Here is a 15,781-nt window from a genome sequence, read left to right as displayed (position 1 = left end):
CGGATGCTCGCGGGTCGGCAGTCGACGAGACGCAGCGGCGTCGTGGAACAAGGGGTTGTCAGGCACATGGCGGCAGGCAGTGGGGGAGCACGACGTAGAGGTGGGGCACGGCTCCTGGTCGCCTCGATGCTGACCGGCGGGCTGGTGCTCTCCGGCCCGCTCGCCGCGCTGGCCGACGGCGAGGACCAGGGCACCGACCCGGCGACCGGGTCGACGGGAGCCGCCAGCGAACCGGTCGACCCTGCGGGCGACCAGGGCGGTGCGGACGGCGGCCAGGGCGACCAGGGCACGGTGGACCAGGGACAGGGCGCCGGCACGGACGGGTCCGGCGACGCCACCACCCCCTCCTCCGGCGGCACCGGCTTCAGCCACGGCGGCACCCCCGCCGGACCGGCGACCTTCGCCCCGCTGCCGGCGGACCCGGCATACCCCGTGCCCGAGCCGCTGGAGAACAAGAACCTCCCGGAGCAGGTCGACGAGGACACCGGCTACCAGGACCAGCTGTCCTGCGATCCGCACGACCGCCCCGGCGTCACCGCCTTCGCCATGCTGCTCTCCGAGCACTACGGCCGGGAGGCCTGGAGCGGGGCCCGCGCCTGCATCGACTACATGAGCCAGCACCACGACGGGCGCGCCCTGGACTGGAACCTCGACGCCAACGACCCGCAGGACCGTCGCATCGGCGACGCCGCCGTGGCCTGGCTCACCGAGAACGACGGCGAGATGATGCGCCGCTTCGGGATCGAGTACATCATCTGGAACGGTCTCGTCTTCATGAAGGACGACAACGAGTGGCGGCACTACGTCGGTGAGAGCCCGCACACCGACCACGTCCACTTCACCTTCACCTGGGACGGCGCGACGATGCGGACCTCGTGGTGGACCGGGGTGGCCGTCACCCAGCCCGACCTCGGGCCGTGCGCCGTCGTCTCCGACCAGTACGCCGCCGTCCACACCTTCCCGCGTTTCGAGGCGTGCTCCGACCCGGCCGTCGCCGCACCCTCCTCCGAGCTCGCGGCCGTGCGTCCCGGCGGGTCCGGCCCGGGCGTCTCGATGCTGCAGACCGTGCTCGGGCTGGACCCGACCGGCGTCCTGGACGACGCGACGGGCGCGGCGCTCATCGAGTGGCAGACCGAGCACGACGTCCCCGCGACCGGCGTCGCCGACGCCCTGACGTATGCCGCCGCCCAGGGGCTCGAGGTGGAGGACCTGCCGGCCTCGGCCCAGGCGGTCGTCCCGGAGGACTGGCAGGTGTCGGTCTTCACCCCCTACAAGCGGACCACCCTCACCCAGGGCGACACCGGCAAGGCCGTCGTCGCCGTCCAGGAGGCGCTGGGGGCCGAGCCGGACGGCGACTTCGGCCCGAAGACCGCGGAGGCGCTCGCCGAGTTCGAGGAGAGCATCCCGGTGCTGGCCGAGCAGGCCCGCCGGCGCGGTGACGAGCCCGCCGCGATCACGCCGCTGACCTGGGTCTTCCTGGAGCGTGCCGTGCACCCGACGATGGCGCTGCGCGACCTCGAGCTGGCCGAGGGCAGCCGGGACGTCGAGGGCGACCCCGAGGGCGAGCTCGCCGCCGAGGCCGCGACCTCGGGCCGGGCCGACAGCCCCTACGCCGGTGGGGCGGTCGCGGTGCTGCAGGAGCTCGTGGGCGTGGAGGCCGACGGCAGCTACGGCCCGATCACCGCGAAGGCGGTCGCCGAGGTGCAGGAGGCGGCCGGGCTGGAGCCCACCGGTGCCGTCGACGGACCCACCTGGGTGGCGGTCGAGGAGGTCGCCATCGACGAGGAGCGGGTCGCCGGCCCGCCCGGGCTGGAGGCGCAGCGCGCCCGCGAGGCGAAGGCCCGCGAGCGCGAGGAGAAGGAGCAGGAGAAGAAGGAGCAGGCGGCCAAGGAGGCCAAGGCCAAGGCCGACGCCGAGGCGCAGGCGGCGAAGGAACGGCACGAGGCCGCCGTCGCCGACGCCGGCCGCTGACGACGGGGCGCGAGGTCGCCCGAGTCGCCGGTCCCGTGCGGTCCGGTGGGGCGACGTCGCCCACGCGGCGTCGCGTCGTAGGGTCGGCGCAGCGAACGAGTCGAGGGGTGCAGCGATGAGGCGGATCCGACAGGCGGGGGCGGCCGGCCTCGCGCTCGCGACGCTCGCGGCCCTAGGCCTGGGCACCGCCTCGGTGGCGAGCCCGCAGGACCCGGACCTCGGGGAGACCCAGGCGGCCACGTCGACCGCGGTGGACTGGAGCGGTCTGGGGCAGGCGCCCTGTCCGGAGGGCATGACCCGCCGGGTGAGCGTCGACAGCCACAGCATGGACTCCTCCGTGCCGCAGCCGCGCTTCAACGACGGGTGGGGGCTGGTCTCCTCGCGCGACGGCTCCGCCGCCCGCGCCACGGTGTCCTCCTCGGACGCCAGCGACCACCTCTTCCTGCCCTACGTCAAGGTCTCGGTCGACCGCCGCACGATGCTGGGCCTCTCCACGAGGAGCACCCAGGGCAACTCCGCCTACACCCGGGCGCAGGTCAACTCGGTGGACCTGCGCGTCTACGCCGGGCAGTCGTGGGGCGGCCGGGTCTACGACGTCACCGCGGCGACCGACGACGAGAACGGCCACCTCGGCACGTGGTTCGAGCACCGCAGCCGGAACGGCGCGAGCACCCGGTGGGACCTCGACAACGTGCAGATCTACACCTGCCGCGACGCCCCGGTCTCCCGGATCTCCGGCGCGGACCGGTATGCCTCGGCGGCCCGGATCGCCGCCACCTACCCGGCCGGGGTGGAGGTGGCCTACCTCGCCACCGGGGAGAACTTCCCCGACGCCATCGGTGCTTCGGCGCTGGCCGGCCGCCAGGACGCCCCGGTCCTGCTCACCCGCACCGGTCAGCTGCCCTCGGACACCGCGGCCCAGCTGCGACGCCTCTCGCCCGAGCGGCTCGTCGTGCTGGGCGGCACCGGGGCGGTCAGCGACACCGTGGCCCGCCAGGCGGGCGCCTACGCCGACTCCACGACCCGGATCACCGGCCGCACCCGCTACGACGTCTCGGCCGGGGTGGCGCGCGGCTACTCGCCCGGTGGCCCGGTGCTCTACGTCGCCAGCGGCGACGACTTCCCCGACGCGCTCTCGATCGGCGCGCTGGCCGGCCACCAGGGCGCGCCCGTGCTGCTCACCCCGAAGGCCGGCCTGCACCCGGCGGTCGAGGAGCAGGTGGCGCGGCTCGACCCCGGCCGCATCGTCGTCGTCGGTGGCTCGGGCGCGGTCTCGGACACCGTCCTCACCCAGCTGCGCCGGCATACCTCGGGCACCGTGGCGCGCATCTCCGGCAGCAACCGGTATGCCGTGGCCTCGGCGATCGCGCAGGAGTTCGACCGGCGCCCGGCGCGCGCCTACGTCGCGACGGGGACCGCCTTCCCGGACGCCCTCGTGGGCGCGGCGCGGGCCGGCAGCCAGGGCGTGCCCGTCGTGCTGACCCGCCAGGACCAGCTGGTCTCCGACGGGCGCGCGGCGCTGCAGGCGCTGGACCCCCTGCGCGGGGTGCTGCTCGGCGGCCAGGTCGCGCTGAGCTCGGTGGTCATGGACCAGGTCGGCGCGCACGTCGGGTGAGGGAGGGAGCCAGCATGGAGACGACGCACCGACTGCTGTCCGGGGAGGCGGTCCGGATCGAGGTGCCGGACGCGGTCGCGCTGCCGGGTGGGACCGCGCTGGGCGTGCTCGCCCTGGAGGGCCAGGGCCAGCTGGAGGTGACCTCCGGCCGGGACGCCGACCTGGCGTTCTACCTCGAGGTCACCGGCACGACCCTGGACCGGGAGGTGAGCCTGCGCGACGGCCGGGTCCTGCGCCACGGCCGGTTCGGCGGCGACCCGCAGCAGGGGCTGGGCTGGGCGGTCGCGGTCGGGGAGCACCAGGTCTACGGCTTCACCGTCCCCACGATGGACCTCGAGACGCTCACCGGCTTCCTCGCCGACGTGGACGTCCAGGAGGACGCGCTCGGCCCGGTGCTCAGCCCCTCCGGCCGCACCGGCTGGTCGCCCTACCGCACCCAGACCGTCGCCCAGGTGGTCGAGCTGTCGGGCGCCGGCGACGGCCTCGGCGGGGCGGGCTACCTGCTCGACGTGCGGCGGGCCCGCACCGGGCAGCTGCAGGACGGTCGCTCCGGCGGGGCCGCCGTGCGCGGCGGCCGGCTCTCGCGCTCCTCGGACACCGAGCGGCACCCCTATGCCGTCCTCGAGAGCAGCGACTTCGTCAGCTACGGCATGCCGGGCACCGAGGAGATCGTCGACGCCGTCGTCTCCTCGTTGTCCGAGGTCGTCGTGGAGCTGGTCCCGTGAGCCTGCTCGGCGGCGCCGGCGCGCTCGCGGTCGGCCTCGTCCTGCTCGCCGCCGGGGTCGGGCACCTGCGCGGACCGCGGGACACGGCGCGCGCGCTGCGGGCCCACGGGGTTCTGCCCGGGGGCTCCGTCGGGCCGGTCGCGCGCACGCTCGGTCCGCTGGAGGTATGCCTGGGGCTGGGTCTGCTGGTCGCCGCGACCGGTCTGCTGCCGCCCGGCCCCGCCCGGCTGCTCGCGCTCGCCGGCACCGCGCTGTGCCTGGCCTTCGCGGCCTACCTGTGGGTCGTGCAGCGGCGCGTGGCCGGTGCGCCGGTGCCCTGCGGCTGCGGCCTGGGCACCACCCCGGTCGGCCCCTGGGCCGTGGCGCGCGCCGGTGTGCTCGCCGCGCTCGCCCTGCTGGCGGTCCTGGCCCCGGTGACCGGCTGGCAGGACGCGCCCGGGGCCCCCGCCGGCGCCCAGCTCGCCGTCGCGGTCCTGGCCGGTGGCGCCCTCGCCGTCGCGACGGCCGCCCTCCCGGCCGCCCGGGCCGTCCCCGAGCAGCTCACCACGCTGGCGCGGGTGCCGCGATGAGCTTCACCACCTCGGCGCTGGTCCTCGCCTTCGTCGCGATCGCCCTGCTGGCGCTCGGCCTGGCCGGCCTGCTGCGCCAGGTGACCCTGCTCACCCGGCAGCTGGAGGGCGGGCCGGGCGCCGGGTCCCCGGGCACCGGCACCGGTGCGGCGCGGACGACGCGCGAGCTCGTCGGTTTCCGGCTGCCCGAGGACCTCGCCGCGCAGGTGCTCGACCCGGGCGCCGGGCATACCGTCCTCGCCTTCGTCTCCCCGGGGTGCAGCTCGTGCTCGCTGACCCTGCGGGCCCTGGCCGCGGACCCGGCGGTGCGCGACGGCGCCCTCGCGCTCGGCGTGGTCTCGGCGGGTTCCTGCGAGCCGGCGCTCGCCGACGCCCACGGCGCCGCCCGGTTGACCTGCCGGCCGCAGGGCCGCGGGCTCATGGACCGGCTCGCGGTGCCGGCGACGCCCTACCTCGCCCTGCTCGACGACGGGGGCACGCTGCGTGCGGCGCTGCTGCCGGACGAGGACACCGACCTGGGCGCCTGGCTCCGTCAGGCCGCCACCCCGCTGCCGATGAGGGAGGAGCGCAGCTCATGATGCGGTTCGAGGACCTGCCGGAGGCCGACACCGGCCGGCTGCGGGACCGGCTGCGCGAGCGCCCCAGCCGGCGCGGCTTCCTGGCGCGGGTGCTGGGTGCCGGGACGGCCGTGGGCGTGGGCTCGCTCGCGCTGGTCAACCGGGGCGGCACCAAGGTCAAGGCCGAGGCCGCCTACTTCCTCGACTACACCGACACCAGCACCGGCCCCTGCGCGACGTATGCCCGCGATCACACCGAGAACGGCATCCAGTGCGGTCCCTCGCCGATGTGCACCGACCAGGCCTGCTGCTGGAGGTACCGCTCCGGCGCCGGCAACGTCGTGGCCTGGCACAAGAACGCCCCGGGGATCGACCGCTACTACACGCACCGCCCGGACGACTGCTGGGGCGGCGTCTACGACTCGTGGAACTGGAAGTTCAGCGACGGCCGCACCTGGCGCTGCTCGGACGGCTGGACCTGCTCCGGCTCCGGCTCCTGCATGGCGACGATCTGCCCGTGGGCGATCTAGAGGACCCCGACCTGCCGGTCGTCGCGGACGCGGCCACCGGCATACCGGTCTGGCGTCGGTGGGTGGCCGACCCGCTGCCGCTGCTGCTCCTCACCGGGGCCGTCGGCCTCGCCGTGTCCGCCACCCTCCTCCCGGGAGCGGGGGCGCTCTGGCTGGTCCCGGCGCTCTTCGCCGTGGTCGTGGCCGGGATGGCCCTGTCCGGCAGCACCTGAGGCGTCAACAGCGCGTGGGCGCTGGTGGCCTCGGTCCGGGGCCGACATGTCCAACTGCTCCTCTGGGGAGCCTTCGCCGTGGGGACCACCCTCGGGGGTGCCGCCACCGGTGCCGCACTCGGGGTGCTGGCCGGCCTGGTCAGCCCGATCCCCGCACCCGTGCGGATGGTCCTGCTGGTCCTCGCCGTGGTGGCGCTGACCCTGCTCGACCTGCTCACGCCCGCGCTGCCGCTGCCGCAGCGCTCGGCCCTCATCCCGCAGGAGGTCTTCGCCCGCGGGATCGCCCGGGGCGGCTTCCGCTTCGGCCTGGAGTACGGCTGCGGCTGGCGCACCCTGGTCCCCTCCGCCGCGTCCTGGCTGGCCGCCGTCTTCGTGCTGCTCGTCGTGCCGCCCTGGTGGGCCGCGGTGGTCCTCGGCGCGGCCTTCGGCTTCTCCCGCTCCTGGGCGGTCCTCGTCTGGATCGGGCTGGGGGCACCCGGCTGGCAGGACTTCCTGGCGCGGCACTCCCGGGTCCTGGAGCGCGCCGGGAGCGTGCTCGCCGCGGTGCTGCTGCTGGGCGCGGCGTGGGCTCGCCTCGCCGGATAGGGTGTGCCGCATGGCGCGTCCCCACATCGCCGCCCTCATCGAGGACTCGGTCCGACGTCGTCTGGACGCCGGGCTGCGCCGACGCGGCTGGCACGAGCGGGTCTTCGGCTACACGGGCTACGGCAGCCCCACCGGTGCCCGCCTCTTCGCCCGGGTGCTGCTGTCGCGGCACGAGCCGGAGGAGGCCCGCACCGCCCTCACGCACGCCCAGGACTCGCTGCTCGACATCGCCCAGCGGGGCTGGCGGCTCTTCCTCACCGCACCGGCCATGGACGTCCCCGTGCGGGTGCGCCTCGGGGAGGCCGAGGTCGTCACCCGCACCGACCGCGGCGGGTATGTCGACGTCGAGCTCGCCGGGCACGGCCTGGGTCCGGGGTGGCAGGAGGCATACCTCGAGATCGGCAACGGCGACTCGCTCACCGTCTCGGTGTTCGTCGTGAACCCCGACGTCGGCGTGGGGCTGGTCAGCGACATCGACGACACGGTCATGGTCACCCACCTGCCCCGTATCCTCATCGCCGGCTGGAACACCTTCGTCCGCTCCGAGCAGGTGCGGGAGGCGGTGCCGGGCATGAGCTCGATGTACCGCGCGCTGTGCGCCGAGACCCCGGGCATGCCGGTCTTCTACCTCTCGACCGGCGCCTGGAACACCGCCCCGGCGCTGACGAGGTTCCTGCGGCGGCACGAGTACCCCGTCGGTCCCATGCTGCTCACCGACTGGGGGCCGACCAACACGGGTTGGTTCCGCTCCGGGCAGGAGCACAAGGAGCTCGAGCTGCGCCGGCTCCGGGAGGAGTTCCCGGGGCTGCGCTGGATCCTCGTCGGCGACGATGGCCAGCACGACCCGGTCATCTACGGCCAGTTCGCGCAGGAGCACCCGGAGGCGGTCGAGGCGATCTGCCTGCGCGAGCTGACCCCGGCCGAGCAGGTGCTCTCCAGCGGTCTGCCGGTGGCGACCGACGAGCTGCTCGGCAAGCGGGTCCAGGTGCCGATGCTCAAGGCCGCCAACGGCTTCGGCCTGCACCAGCTGCTCGTCGGTGCCCGGGCGCGGAGGCAGGGCTGATGCCCGAGCTGCCCGAGGTCCAGGCCCTCACGGACTTCCTCGCCGACCGGCTCACCGGGCGGGTCGTCACCGACGTCGAGCTGGGCTCCATCGCGGTGCTCAAGACCTTCGACCCGCCGCCGACCGCGCTCGTGGGGGCGCCGGTCGACGCCGTGGCGCGGCACGGGAAGTTCGTGGACGTCGACGTCGACGGGACCCACCTCGTCTTCCACCTGGCCCGCGCCGGCTGGCTGCGGTGGTACGACGAGATGCCGCGCACCCAGGTGCGCCCCGGCCGCAGCCCGATCGCGCTGCGGTTGCGCCTCGACGACGGGGCCGGCTTCGACCTCACCGAGGCGGGCACGAAGAAGGGCCTGGCCGCCTACGTCGTCAAGGACCCCGGGGACGTGCCGGGGGTGGCCTCGCTGGGGCCGGACCCCCTGGCGGACGGCTTCGACGAGGCCGCCTTCACCGCCCTGCTCGGGGGACGACGGACCCAGATCAAGGGGTTGCTGCGGGACCAGTCGGTCCTCGCGGGGGTGGGCAACGCCTACTCCGACGAGATCCTGCACGCCGCCCGGCTCTCGCCCTTCGCGCTCGCGTCCGCCCTGACCCCCGAGCAGGTGAGCGGTCTCTACACCGCGCTGCGCACCACGCTGGAGGCCGCGGTGCTGGCGGCCGAGGGCAAGCCCGCGGCCCAGCTGAAGGAGGCCAAGCGGGCCGGCATGAACGTCCACGGCCGCACCGGCGAGCCCTGCCGGGTGTGCGGCGACACGGTGCGCGAGGTGTCCTTCGCCGACTCCTCGCTGCAGTACTGCCCCACCTGCCAGACCGGCGGCAAGCCGCTCGCCGACCGGCGCATGTCCCGCCTCCTGCGCTGACCCGACCGGACACCCCTTCCGTCCGCGCCTCCCGCGACCGGACACCCCTTCCGTCCGCGTCATCTGGTGACCGGACACCCCTTCTGTCCGGCTAGCCGGCCTGCGGTCGGGGCCGGAAGACCTGGGCCTGCCAGCCGAACGCCCGCGCCGCGTCCACGTTGTCCGGCCGGTCGTCGGTGAAGCGCACCTCGTCGGGCGGGACCTCCCGTCCCAGGCGGCGGGCGATCTCGGCGTGCGCGGCGGCATACGCCGCGGGGTCGGGCTTGGCGACCCCCAGGCCGTGGGAGTTGAGCAGCCGAGGGACGAGGCGGCCCAGCCCGATCCGCTCGAGCTCCTCGGGCACGCGGTCGCTGCCGTTGGTGAGGACGAAGACCGGTATGCCGTCGGCCACCACCTCGTCGAGGAGCTCGACGGTCGCCGCCACGGGCGTGCCCCGGTCCTGCTCCCACCGCTGCACCACCTGCGCGACGAGCGGCTCGGGGTGGCCGAGCCCGAGCAGGTGCTCCCGGAGCGCGCTGACCCACTCGGCATACGTCCCCTCGCCGACGACCATGGCCCGCGCCTGTGGCAGCGCGTAGGCGAGGTCGGGGAGCCCGGCCTCGGGCAGCCCCAGCTCGCGCTCGCTACGGGCGCGCTCGCCGGTCGCGTCGAAGTCGCGGAGCACGCCGTCGAGGTCGAGGACGGCGACGCGTGCCCGGCGCAGGAAGGACGCGAGGCGCCAGGGCCGCTCCGGCACCGGCTTGGCGGCGACGACCGCGTCAGCGGCGATGCTCACCTGACCGCGGTCGGAGCGCACGACGAGGGTCTGCGGGTCGAGCCGGACCAGCACCCCGAGGGTGTCCGTGGCCCGCTCGCCGCCCTCGATCAGGTGGCGGACGACGACCCGGGAGCCGAGGGTCAGCCGGTCCGTGGGGCGGCCGGCGCGATCGTCGCGGTCGGCCACGCTCAGGCGACGGTGGGGTCCTGGCCCTCCGGGCCGCCGACCATGCTCTTCCCGGCGCGGTTCCACGCCTGCATGCCGCCGTCGACGTTGACCACGTCGAAGCCCTGCTGGACCAGCCACTGCACGGCGCGGCCGGACCGGCCGCCGCTGCGGCAGACCACGGGCAGCGAGGTCTGCGTCTCGGGCAGCTCGTCGATCCGGGCCGGGAGGTCGCCCAGGGGTAGGTGGACGGCGCCGGGCGCGTGGCCCGCGGCCCACTCGTCCGGCTCACGGACGTCGACGAGGACGGCGTCGTCGGGCAGGTCGGTCACGGCGATGCTGGGGATGTCGCTCATACCCCTCACTATGGCACCGACGAGGTATGCCCGTCGCTAGGGCCAGGTAGGCGCCGCAGGTTACAGTGGTCGGCGGCTGAGCACCGTCGCGGGTGATCGCCGCCCAACCATCGAATGCTCCGGTCTGTGCCGGAAGGGGACATCACCGCATGACCACCGCCTCCACGGGTGCCAGCCCGTCGCGCCTACCCGCCCGCAGCCGGGACAAGCGCCCCGCCCTGGCCCTGCTCGCGCTGCTCCTCGTGCTCGTCGGCGCGCTGGGCAGCGCGCTCCTCGTCTACCGCACCGGTAACCGGGTGCAGGTGCTCGTGGCGCAGGACACGATCCGTCAGGGGCAGCAGGTGACCGCGGAGGACTTCACCACCGCCGAGATCGCCTTCGAGGAGGGCACCGAGGTGGTGAGCGCCTCGTCGCTCGACCAGTTCGTCGGCTCCCAGGCGGTGAGCTCGATCCCGGCGGGCAGCCTCGTCTCCGGCCAGATGTTCACCGCCTCGCAGCTCGCGCCGGCCGGCGCCCAGCAGGTGGGTGTCGTCGTCGCCTCGACCGGCCGCCCGGCGGACACCCCGCGGGCGGGGGACATCGTGCGGGTCTTCGCCACCGCCGCCGAGTCGGCCGTCGCCGAGGCCGAGGACGCCGAGGAGCTCGTCGCCGCCGCCAAGGTCGTCTCCGTGGGACCGCAGAGCGACACCAGCGACACCGTCCACGTCACGCTGCTCGTGCCGGACGGCGTCGCGCCCGCCGTGGTCACGGCCAGCGCCACGGGCACCGCGGCGATCGCCCTGCTGCCGGCCGACACCGCGCCGGTGGTCGACTGGCGCACGAAGTGAGCAGCCGATGGCCCTGATCTCCTTCTTCAGCGCCAAGGGTGCCCCGGGCGTCACGAGCACGTCCATGCTCGTCGCGGCCCTGTGGCCCCGTCCCACGCTCCTCGTCGACGGCGACGGCAACGGCGGCGACCTCATCATGCGGCTGCCCTCGGACTCCGGGCTGGCCCTGACGCAGCACCCCGGTCTGCTGACCCTGCTGCCGCTGGCGCGGCACGGCCTGTCATCCGGCGTGGTCCTGGACCACTCCCAGGTGGCCCAGGGCGGTCAGCGCGTGCTGGTGGGACTGGAGACCCCTGAGCAGGCCGAGGCCTCCTCCGCGCTGTGGCCCACCCTGGCCCGCGCCTTCCACGAGGTGCCGGGCACCGACGTCGTCGTCGACGCCGGTCAGCTCGGCGCCCGCTCCGGCCAGCTCTCCCTGGTGCAGCGCAGCGACCTCGTCGTCGGCGTGGTCCGCGCCCACCCGGCCAGCGTCATGCACATGCGGGAGCGGATGACGGTGCTGCAGCAGACCTTCGCCGGCCTGGGCGCGGACGCCCCCCGGCTCGGGCTCGTCGCGCTCACCGGGGTCCAGCAGCAGGACGAGGCGTCCTCGGCGATCGCCACGGTGCGCACCGAGCTGCCCGACGTCCTCGACCTCGGCCAGGTGGCGCTCGACCCGCGCCCGGAGCGGATGTTCCACGGCGAGCCGGTCGCGCGGCCCGAGCGGACCATGCTCGTGCGCTCCGGCCGCTCGCTCGTCGAGCGGCTCGTCGCCGCGGTCGGCCCGAGCATCGCGACGTCCGCGCCGCCGGATCAGCCCCCGCAGCCGGGCGAGGAGCAGGACGAGGCCGCCGCCGAGGGCCAGGACGCGCAGCCGCCGGCCCCCGAGGGCGCCGAGCAGGAGACCCCGGACGCCGGTGAGACCCCCGCGCTGCGGGAACGGCCCAGGAAGAGGAGGTGGGGTCGGCGATGACCACCACGACGAGCCTGCTCTCCGGCGCGACGCCGGAGCAGCAGGCCGAGCTGAACCAGCTGGTCCGGACGCTGCGCTCGCAGGTGGCCGACCGGCTCAACCAGCAGCGCCGCCGCGACGAGGTGGCCGGCCGATCCCCGATGAGCAGCGAGGACGAGCGGCACTTCGCCCGCTCCCTCATCGTGCAGGTGCTCGAGGACCACGCCACCCTCATGATCACCGAGGGCCGGGTGCCGCCCACCGCCGAGGAGGAGGAGCGGGTCGCCTCCGCGATCCACGCGGCGCTCTTCGGCGTGGGTCGCCTGCAGCCGCTCCTGGAGGACCGCGACGTCGAGAACATCGACATCAACGGCTGCGACCGCGTCTTCGTCGGGTATGCCGACGGCCGGGAGGAGACCGCGCCCCCGGTGGCGGACAGCGACGAGGAGCTGATCGAGCTCATCCAGATCCTCGCCGCCAACGTCGGCCTCACCTCGCGCCCGTTCGACTCGGCCAACCCGCAGCTGGACCTCCGGCTGCCGGACGGGTCGCGCCTCTCGGCGGTCATGGGCGTCTGCCAGCGTCCGTCGCTGTCGATCCGGCGCGCACGGCTGGGTCAGGTCGCGCTGGAGGACCTCATGGCGACCAACACCTTCAGCGAGGACGTCATGAACTTCCTCAAGGCGGCGGTCGCGGCGCGCAAGAACATCATGATCGCCGGGGCGACCAACTCGGGGAAGACGACGATGCTCCGGGCGATGGCCGCCGAGATCCCGGCGGACGAGCGGCTCATCACCGTGGAGCGCGCCCTGGAGCTGGGGCTGGACAAGTTCGAGGACCAGCACCCCAACGTCGTGGCCTTCGAGGAGCGGCTGCCCAACTCCGAGGGCGTCGGCCAGGTGACCATGGCCGAGCTGGTGCGGCGCAGCCTGCGCATGAACCCCTCGCGGGTCATCGTCGGTGAGGTCCTGGGTGACGAGATCGTCACGATGCTCAACGCCATGAGCCAGGGCAACGACGGCTCGCTCTCGACCATCCACGCGAACTCCTCGATGGAGGTCTTCAACCGCATCGCGACGTATGCCCTGCAGGCCGAGGAGAACCTCCCGGTCGAAGCCACGCACATGCTCATCGCGGGGTCGATCAACTTCGTCGTCTTCATGCGCAAGAAGAACGAGCACGCCACCGGTGGTGGGCTGCTGCGCGGGGTGCAGTCCATCCGCGAGGTCACCGGCGTGGACGGCCGGGTCCTCTCCTCGGAGGTCTTCGCGGCCGGGCCGGACGGGGTCGCGCGCGCCAAGGCCCCGATCGAGTGCATCGACGAGCTCGTGCCCTACGGCTACACGCCGACGCCGGTCACCCGGTGGGACTGATGGGCCAGCTCTACACCCTGCTCATGCCGATGGCCGCGGGAGCGGTCGTCGGTCTCGGGCTCTACGTCGCGGTGCTGGCCGTCGTGGGCCTGCCCGAGCGCGACCCCTCGACCCCCCGTCGCTTCTCCAACGTCAGCCTCGCCGGCGTCAGCCGACGGCTCGTCGTGGGTGTCGCGGTCGGTGTCCTCGTCCTGCTCCTCACCCGCTGGGTCGTGGCCGCGATCGGCGTCGGCCTCCTCGCCGGACTGTGGGACCAGCTCACCGGTGACGCCCGGGCCGAGACGGCCGGCATCAACAAGCTGGAGGCGCTGGCGACGTGGACCGAGTCGCTGCGCGACACCATCGCCGGCGCGGTCGGCCTGGAGCAGGCGATCCCGGCGACCGCCGTCAACGCCGGACCGGCCATCCGCTCCTCGCTCAACCTGCTCGTGGACCGGCTGCGGATCCGGGAGCCGCTGTCCGAGGCGCTCATCCACTTCGCCGAGGACCTCGACGACCCCTCGGCCGACGTCATCTGCTCCGCGCTGGTGCTCAACGCGCGGCTGCGCGGCCCCGGCCTGCGCGACGTCCTCGGGGCGCTGGCGGTCTCCACCCGTGAGGAGCTCGACATGCGCCGCCGCATCTCGGCGGGGCGTCGCTCCATCCGCCGGTCGGTGAAGATCATCGTCATCATCGTCCTGTCGGTCATGGGGGGCCTGGCGGTCTTCAACCGGCAGTACGTCGAGCCCTACGAGACCCTCGGCGGCCAGGCCGTGCTGCTCGTCGTCGCCGCGCTCTTCGCCGGCGGGCTGCTGTGGATGCGCCGCCTGTCCGAGCCGCAGAAGCTCAGCCGCTTCCTCGTCGTCAACCGCGAGGCCCGGGCCCGCGACATGGAGGAGATGCTCGACGACGTGCGCGAGGGTGCCCGCACCGGCGGCCGGCGGGGAGGCCGACGATGAGCGCGATGGTCTGGCCGATGCTCACCGGAGGCCTCGTGGGCCTCGGCGTCTACGTCTTCGTCCGGATGCTGCTGCGCCCCCGCCCAGGCGTCGCCGCGCTGGTGGCCCGCATCGACGCCGGCTCGCGGTCGATGAAGACGCACACCCTGTCGGAGTACGACTCCTCCTTCGCCGACATGAGCCGTCGCGGGCGCACCGTGATGACCGCGCTGGCGGACCGCTTCGAGGTGCTCGCGGCGCAGCGGGGCTGGCAGATGAGCCGGCACCGGGCCGACCTCACCATCCTCAACCGCAGCGTCGGGGCCATGCTCGCGCTCAAGGTGGTGAGCGGCACCATCATGCTGCTGGTGGGGCCCCTGGTCTGGGGTGCCCTGCGCCTCGGCGGCCTCGAGCTGGGACCCGCGATGCCGCTGGGGCTGGGCCTCCTCCTGGGGCTGCTCGGCTTCTTCCTGCCCGACCTCTCGCTGCGCGCCGAGGCGGACCAGCGCCGCCGCGAGTTCCGCCGCACGGTCGGCATCTTCCTGGACCTGGTGTCGATGAACCTCGCCGGTGGCCGCGGCCTCCCGGAGGCGCTGCTCGCCGCGTCCTCGGTGAGCGACCACTGGTCCGTGGTCCGGATCCGGCAGACCCTTGCCAACGCCCGGCTCTTCGGGACCACCCCGTGGGAGGCCCTCGGTCAGCTGGGCAAGGAGATCGGCCTGGAGGAGCTGGAGAGTCTGTCCGGCGCGCTCGTGCTCGCCGCCGACGACGGCGCCAAGATCCGCCAGTCCCTGGCGGCCCGGGCCACGACGATGCGCCGCAAGGCGCTCTCCGAGGCCGAGGGCGACGAGGGAGAGCGCTCGCAGTCCATGCTCATCGCGCAGATGCTGCTCGTCGTGGCCTTCCTCGTCTACCTCGCCTACCCCGCACTCACCGCGCTCATGACCGAGCAGGCGATCTGAGCGTCGCGGAAGCGCTTACCGGGAACCGGTCGTGGACTGGCATCGTCTGTCCCGGTGTGCAAACATACGCACGATGCGTGTCTGGGGCCGCCCAGACCGTTCACCATGACCAAGGGGTGCCCATGAAGTCGATGAGAGCCTATGCGCTGCGTGTGCGGCGCGACCTGCTCGCCCACAAGGATCGCGGAGCCTCCGCGCTCGAGTGGGCCCTGATCGCGGCTGTCGTCGTCGTCGCCGCAGCGCTCATCGGCGCCGCGGTCTACAACGTCATCCAGACCCGGGCCGCCCAGGTCGAGCAGTGCGGCAACGTGGGACCCGGCGGCACCTGCTGATGCCCGCGTCCCGCCGCGGCCAGCGGCGGGTCCACCGGCCGGCCCGCGATGCCGGGACCTCGGCCCTGGAGCTCGCGATCGTCGCCCCCGTCCTGCTGTCGCTGATCTTCTTCAGCCTGCAGGCCGCCTTCTTCTTCTACGGCCGTGCCGCCGCCACGCACGCCGCCCGCGAGGGTGTCTCGCTGCTCCGCCTGGCCGAGGACCAGCAGCAGTACGCCGCCCTGCGTCCCGACGCGATGGCGCGGACGACCCGCTTCGCCTCCAACGTCGGCGGCCCCGGGCTGACCGACGCGGAGGCGACGAGCACCTACGTCGAGGAGGGCGACGGCACCGCCCGGGTGACGGTCACCGTCAGCGGACGGGTGATCACGCTCGTGCCGGGGCTGAACCTCACCGCCACCGCCGACGCCTCCGGGACCGTCGAGCGGTTCCTCGAGCCCGAGCCGGCGCCCTGAGCGCCCGACCACCGACATA

General features: G+C 74.3%; 19 protein-coding genes. 17 read left to right on the top strand and 2 right to left on the bottom strand.

What is annotated here, in order from left to right; genetic code table 11:
• The first annotated feature begins 126 nt into the window (after nucleotides 1-126).
• From SGUI_RS08780 to SGUI_RS08735, 10 genes are all read left to right on the top strand, one after another.
• Nucleotides 127-1,971: a peptidoglycan-binding domain-containing protein gene (locus SGUI_RS08780; protein WP_066638897.1), complete on the top strand. Its 1,845-nt coding sequence runs from the start codon at nucleotides 127-129 to the stop codon at nucleotides 1,969-1,971.
• 115 nt (nucleotides 1,972-2,086) lie between these two features.
• Entirely contained in the window at nucleotides 2,087-3,586 is a 1,500-nt protein-coding gene (locus tag SGUI_RS08775) for a cell wall-binding repeat-containing protein (RefSeq protein ID WP_066638895.1), read from the top strand.
• A 14-nt stretch (nucleotides 3,587-3,600) separates the two neighbouring features.
• Nucleotides 3,601-4,311, top strand: a complete 711-nt coding sequence (locus SGUI_RS08770; RefSeq protein ID WP_066638887.1) for a hypothetical protein — start codon at nucleotides 3,601-3,603, stop codon at nucleotides 4,309-4,311.
• Nucleotides 4,308-4,880, top strand: a complete 573-nt coding sequence (locus SGUI_RS08765) for a MauE/DoxX family redox-associated membrane protein (RefSeq protein WP_066638882.1) — start codon at nucleotides 4,308-4,310, stop codon at nucleotides 4,878-4,880. The genes SGUI_RS08770 and SGUI_RS08765 overlap by 4 nt, the downstream gene beginning before the upstream one ends.
• Nucleotides 4,877-5,458 carry a hypothetical protein gene (locus tag SGUI_RS08760; RefSeq protein WP_066638880.1) on the top strand — a complete coding sequence of 194 codons (582 nt, stop codon included), beginning with the start codon at nucleotides 4,877-4,879 and terminating at the stop codon, nucleotides 5,456-5,458. Before SGUI_RS08765 ends, SGUI_RS08760 begins: the two co-directional genes overlap by 4 nt.
• Nucleotides 5,455-5,967, top strand: a complete 513-nt coding sequence (locus tag SGUI_RS08755; RefSeq protein WP_066638878.1) for a hypothetical protein — start codon at nucleotides 5,455-5,457, stop codon at nucleotides 5,965-5,967. The genes SGUI_RS08760 and SGUI_RS08755 overlap by 4 nt, the downstream gene beginning before the upstream one ends.
• Nucleotides 5,955-6,179, top strand: coding sequence for a hypothetical protein (locus SGUI_RS08750; RefSeq protein ID WP_066638876.1), 225 nt, complete (start codon nucleotides 5,955-5,957; stop codon nucleotides 6,177-6,179). Before SGUI_RS08755 ends, SGUI_RS08750 begins: the two co-directional genes overlap by 13 nt.
• Before the next feature lie 78 nt (nucleotides 6,180-6,257).
• Nucleotides 6,258-6,764, top strand: a complete 507-nt coding sequence (locus SGUI_RS08745; protein ID WP_066638874.1) for a hypothetical protein — start codon at nucleotides 6,258-6,260, stop codon at nucleotides 6,762-6,764.
• 10 nt (nucleotides 6,765-6,774) lie between these two features.
• Nucleotides 6,775-7,827 (top strand): App1 family protein, encoded by a 1,053-nt coding sequence (locus tag SGUI_RS08740; RefSeq protein ID WP_066638869.1) that lies wholly within the window; start codon nucleotides 6,775-6,777, stop codon nucleotides 7,825-7,827.
• Nucleotides 7,827-8,687 carry an Fpg/Nei family DNA glycosylase gene (locus tag SGUI_RS08735; RefSeq protein ID WP_066638863.1) on the top strand — a complete coding sequence of 287 codons (861 nt, stop codon included), beginning with the start codon at nucleotides 7,827-7,829 and terminating at the stop codon, nucleotides 8,685-8,687. The genes SGUI_RS08740 and SGUI_RS08735 overlap by 1 nt, the downstream gene beginning before the upstream one ends.
• A 91-nt stretch (nucleotides 8,688-8,778) precedes the next feature.
• Here SGUI_RS08735 and SGUI_RS08730 read toward each other — a convergent pair whose 3' ends face one another.
• Both SGUI_RS08730 and SGUI_RS08725 read right to left on the bottom strand, forming a co-directional pair.
• A complete protein-coding gene (locus tag SGUI_RS08730; protein ID WP_083190584.1) occupies nucleotides 8,779-9,630 on the bottom strand; it encodes an HAD family hydrolase in 852 nt (283 codons plus the stop codon).
• A 2-nt stretch (nucleotides 9,631-9,632) separates the two neighbouring features.
• Nucleotides 9,633-9,965 carry a rhodanese-like domain-containing protein gene (locus SGUI_RS08725; protein ID WP_066638859.1) on the bottom strand — a complete coding sequence of 111 codons (333 nt, stop codon included), beginning with the start codon at nucleotides 9,963-9,965 and terminating at the stop codon, nucleotides 9,633-9,635.
• A 149-nt stretch (nucleotides 9,966-10,114) separates the two neighbouring features.
• Here SGUI_RS08725 and SGUI_RS08720 point away from each other — a divergent pair, with 149 nt between their 5' ends.
• From SGUI_RS08720 to SGUI_RS08690, 7 genes are all read left to right on the top strand, one after another.
• Nucleotides 10,115-10,792: a flagella basal body P-ring formation protein FlgA gene (locus tag SGUI_RS08720; RefSeq protein ID WP_066638856.1), complete on the top strand. Its 678-nt coding sequence runs from the start codon at nucleotides 10,115-10,117 to the stop codon at nucleotides 10,790-10,792.
• A 7-nt stretch (nucleotides 10,793-10,799) separates the two neighbouring features.
• On the top strand, nucleotides 10,800-11,744 hold the full coding sequence (locus SGUI_RS08715; protein WP_066638852.1) for a CpaE/TadZ family protein: 945 nt from the start codon (nucleotides 10,800-10,802) through the stop codon (nucleotides 11,742-11,744).
• A complete protein-coding gene (locus SGUI_RS08710; RefSeq protein ID WP_191090887.1) occupies nucleotides 11,741-13,096 on the top strand; it encodes a CpaF family protein in 1,356 nt (451 codons plus the stop codon). Before SGUI_RS08715 ends, SGUI_RS08710 begins: the two co-directional genes overlap by 4 nt.
• Nucleotides 13,096-14,034, top strand: a complete 939-nt coding sequence (locus tag SGUI_RS08705) for a type II secretion system F family protein (RefSeq protein WP_066638850.1) — start codon at nucleotides 13,096-13,098, stop codon at nucleotides 14,032-14,034. The genes SGUI_RS08710 and SGUI_RS08705 overlap by 1 nt, the downstream gene beginning before the upstream one ends.
• On the top strand, nucleotides 14,031-14,975 hold the full coding sequence (locus SGUI_RS08700) for a type II secretion system F family protein (protein WP_237141310.1): 945 nt from the start codon (nucleotides 14,031-14,033) through the stop codon (nucleotides 14,973-14,975). Before SGUI_RS08705 ends, SGUI_RS08700 begins: the two co-directional genes overlap by 4 nt.
• Before the next feature lie 122 nt (nucleotides 14,976-15,097).
• Complete coding sequence (locus tag SGUI_RS08695; protein ID WP_066638848.1) at nucleotides 15,098-15,307, top strand: hypothetical protein; 210 nt, start codon at nucleotides 15,098-15,100, stop codon at nucleotides 15,305-15,307.
• Nucleotides 15,307-15,762, top strand: coding sequence for a TadE/TadG family type IV pilus assembly protein (locus tag SGUI_RS08690; RefSeq protein ID WP_066638847.1), 456 nt, complete (start codon nucleotides 15,307-15,309; stop codon nucleotides 15,760-15,762). The genes SGUI_RS08695 and SGUI_RS08690 overlap by 1 nt, the downstream gene beginning before the upstream one ends.
• The last annotated feature ends 19 nt before the right edge of the window (nucleotides 15,763-15,781 follow it).

Source organism: Serinicoccus hydrothermalis, from assembly GCF_001685415.1.
In the GTDB taxonomy this organism is placed as follows: domain Bacteria; phylum Actinomycetota; class Actinomycetes; order Actinomycetales; family Dermatophilaceae; genus Ornithinicoccus; species Ornithinicoccus hydrothermalis.
Note: the sequence above shows the minus strand (reverse complement) of the source record. Positions and strands in the feature narration are given on the sequence as shown.

What these genes read in the sequence shown, in the direction of transcription:
- SGUI_RS08780 (WP_066638897.1), top strand. Translation starts at nt 127, where the DNA reads ATGCTGACCGGCGGGCTGGTGCTCTCCGGCCCGCTCGCCGCGCTGGCC.
- SGUI_RS08775 (WP_066638895.1), top strand. Translation starts at nt 2,087, where the DNA reads ATGAGGCGGATCCGACAGGCGGGGGCGGCCGGCCTCGCGCTCGCGACG.
- SGUI_RS08770 (WP_066638887.1), top strand. Translation starts at nt 3,601, where the DNA reads ATGGAGACGACGCACCGACTGCTGTCCGGGGAGGCGGTCCGGATCGAG.
- SGUI_RS08760 (WP_066638880.1), top strand. Translation starts at nt 4,877, where the DNA reads ATGAGCTTCACCACCTCGGCGCTGGTCCTCGCCTTCGTCGCGATCGCC.
- SGUI_RS08755 (WP_066638878.1), top strand. Translation starts at nt 5,455, where the DNA reads ATGATGCGGTTCGAGGACCTGCCGGAGGCCGACACCGGCCGGCTGCGG.
- SGUI_RS08740 (WP_066638869.1), top strand. Translation starts at nt 6,775, where the DNA reads ATGGCGCGTCCCCACATCGCCGCCCTCATCGAGGACTCGGTCCGACGT.
- SGUI_RS08735 (WP_066638863.1), top strand. Translation starts at nt 7,827, where the DNA reads ATGCCCGAGCTGCCCGAGGTCCAGGCCCTCACGGACTTCCTCGCCGAC.
- SGUI_RS08725 (WP_066638859.1), bottom strand. Translation starts at nt 9,965, where the DNA reads ATGAGCGACATCCCCAGCATCGCCGTGACCGACCTGCCCGACGACGCC.
- SGUI_RS08720 (WP_066638856.1), top strand. Translation starts at nt 10,115, where the DNA reads ATGACCACCGCCTCCACGGGTGCCAGCCCGTCGCGCCTACCCGCCCGC.
- SGUI_RS08715 (WP_066638852.1), top strand. Translation starts at nt 10,800, where the DNA reads ATGGCCCTGATCTCCTTCTTCAGCGCCAAGGGTGCCCCGGGCGTCACG.
- SGUI_RS08710 (WP_191090887.1), top strand. Translation starts at nt 11,741, where the DNA reads ATGACCACCACGACGAGCCTGCTCTCCGGCGCGACGCCGGAGCAGCAG.
- SGUI_RS08705 (WP_066638850.1), top strand. Translation starts at nt 13,096, where the DNA reads ATGGGCCAGCTCTACACCCTGCTCATGCCGATGGCCGCGGGAGCGGTC.
- SGUI_RS08700 (WP_237141310.1), top strand. Translation starts at nt 14,031, where the DNA reads ATGAGCGCGATGGTCTGGCCGATGCTCACCGGAGGCCTCGTGGGCCTC.
- SGUI_RS08695 (WP_066638848.1), top strand. Translation starts at nt 15,098, where the DNA reads ATGAAGTCGATGAGAGCCTATGCGCTGCGTGTGCGGCGCGACCTGCTC.
- SGUI_RS08690 (WP_066638847.1), top strand. Translation starts at nt 15,307, where the DNA reads ATGCCCGCGTCCCGCCGCGGCCAGCGGCGGGTCCACCGGCCGGCCCGC.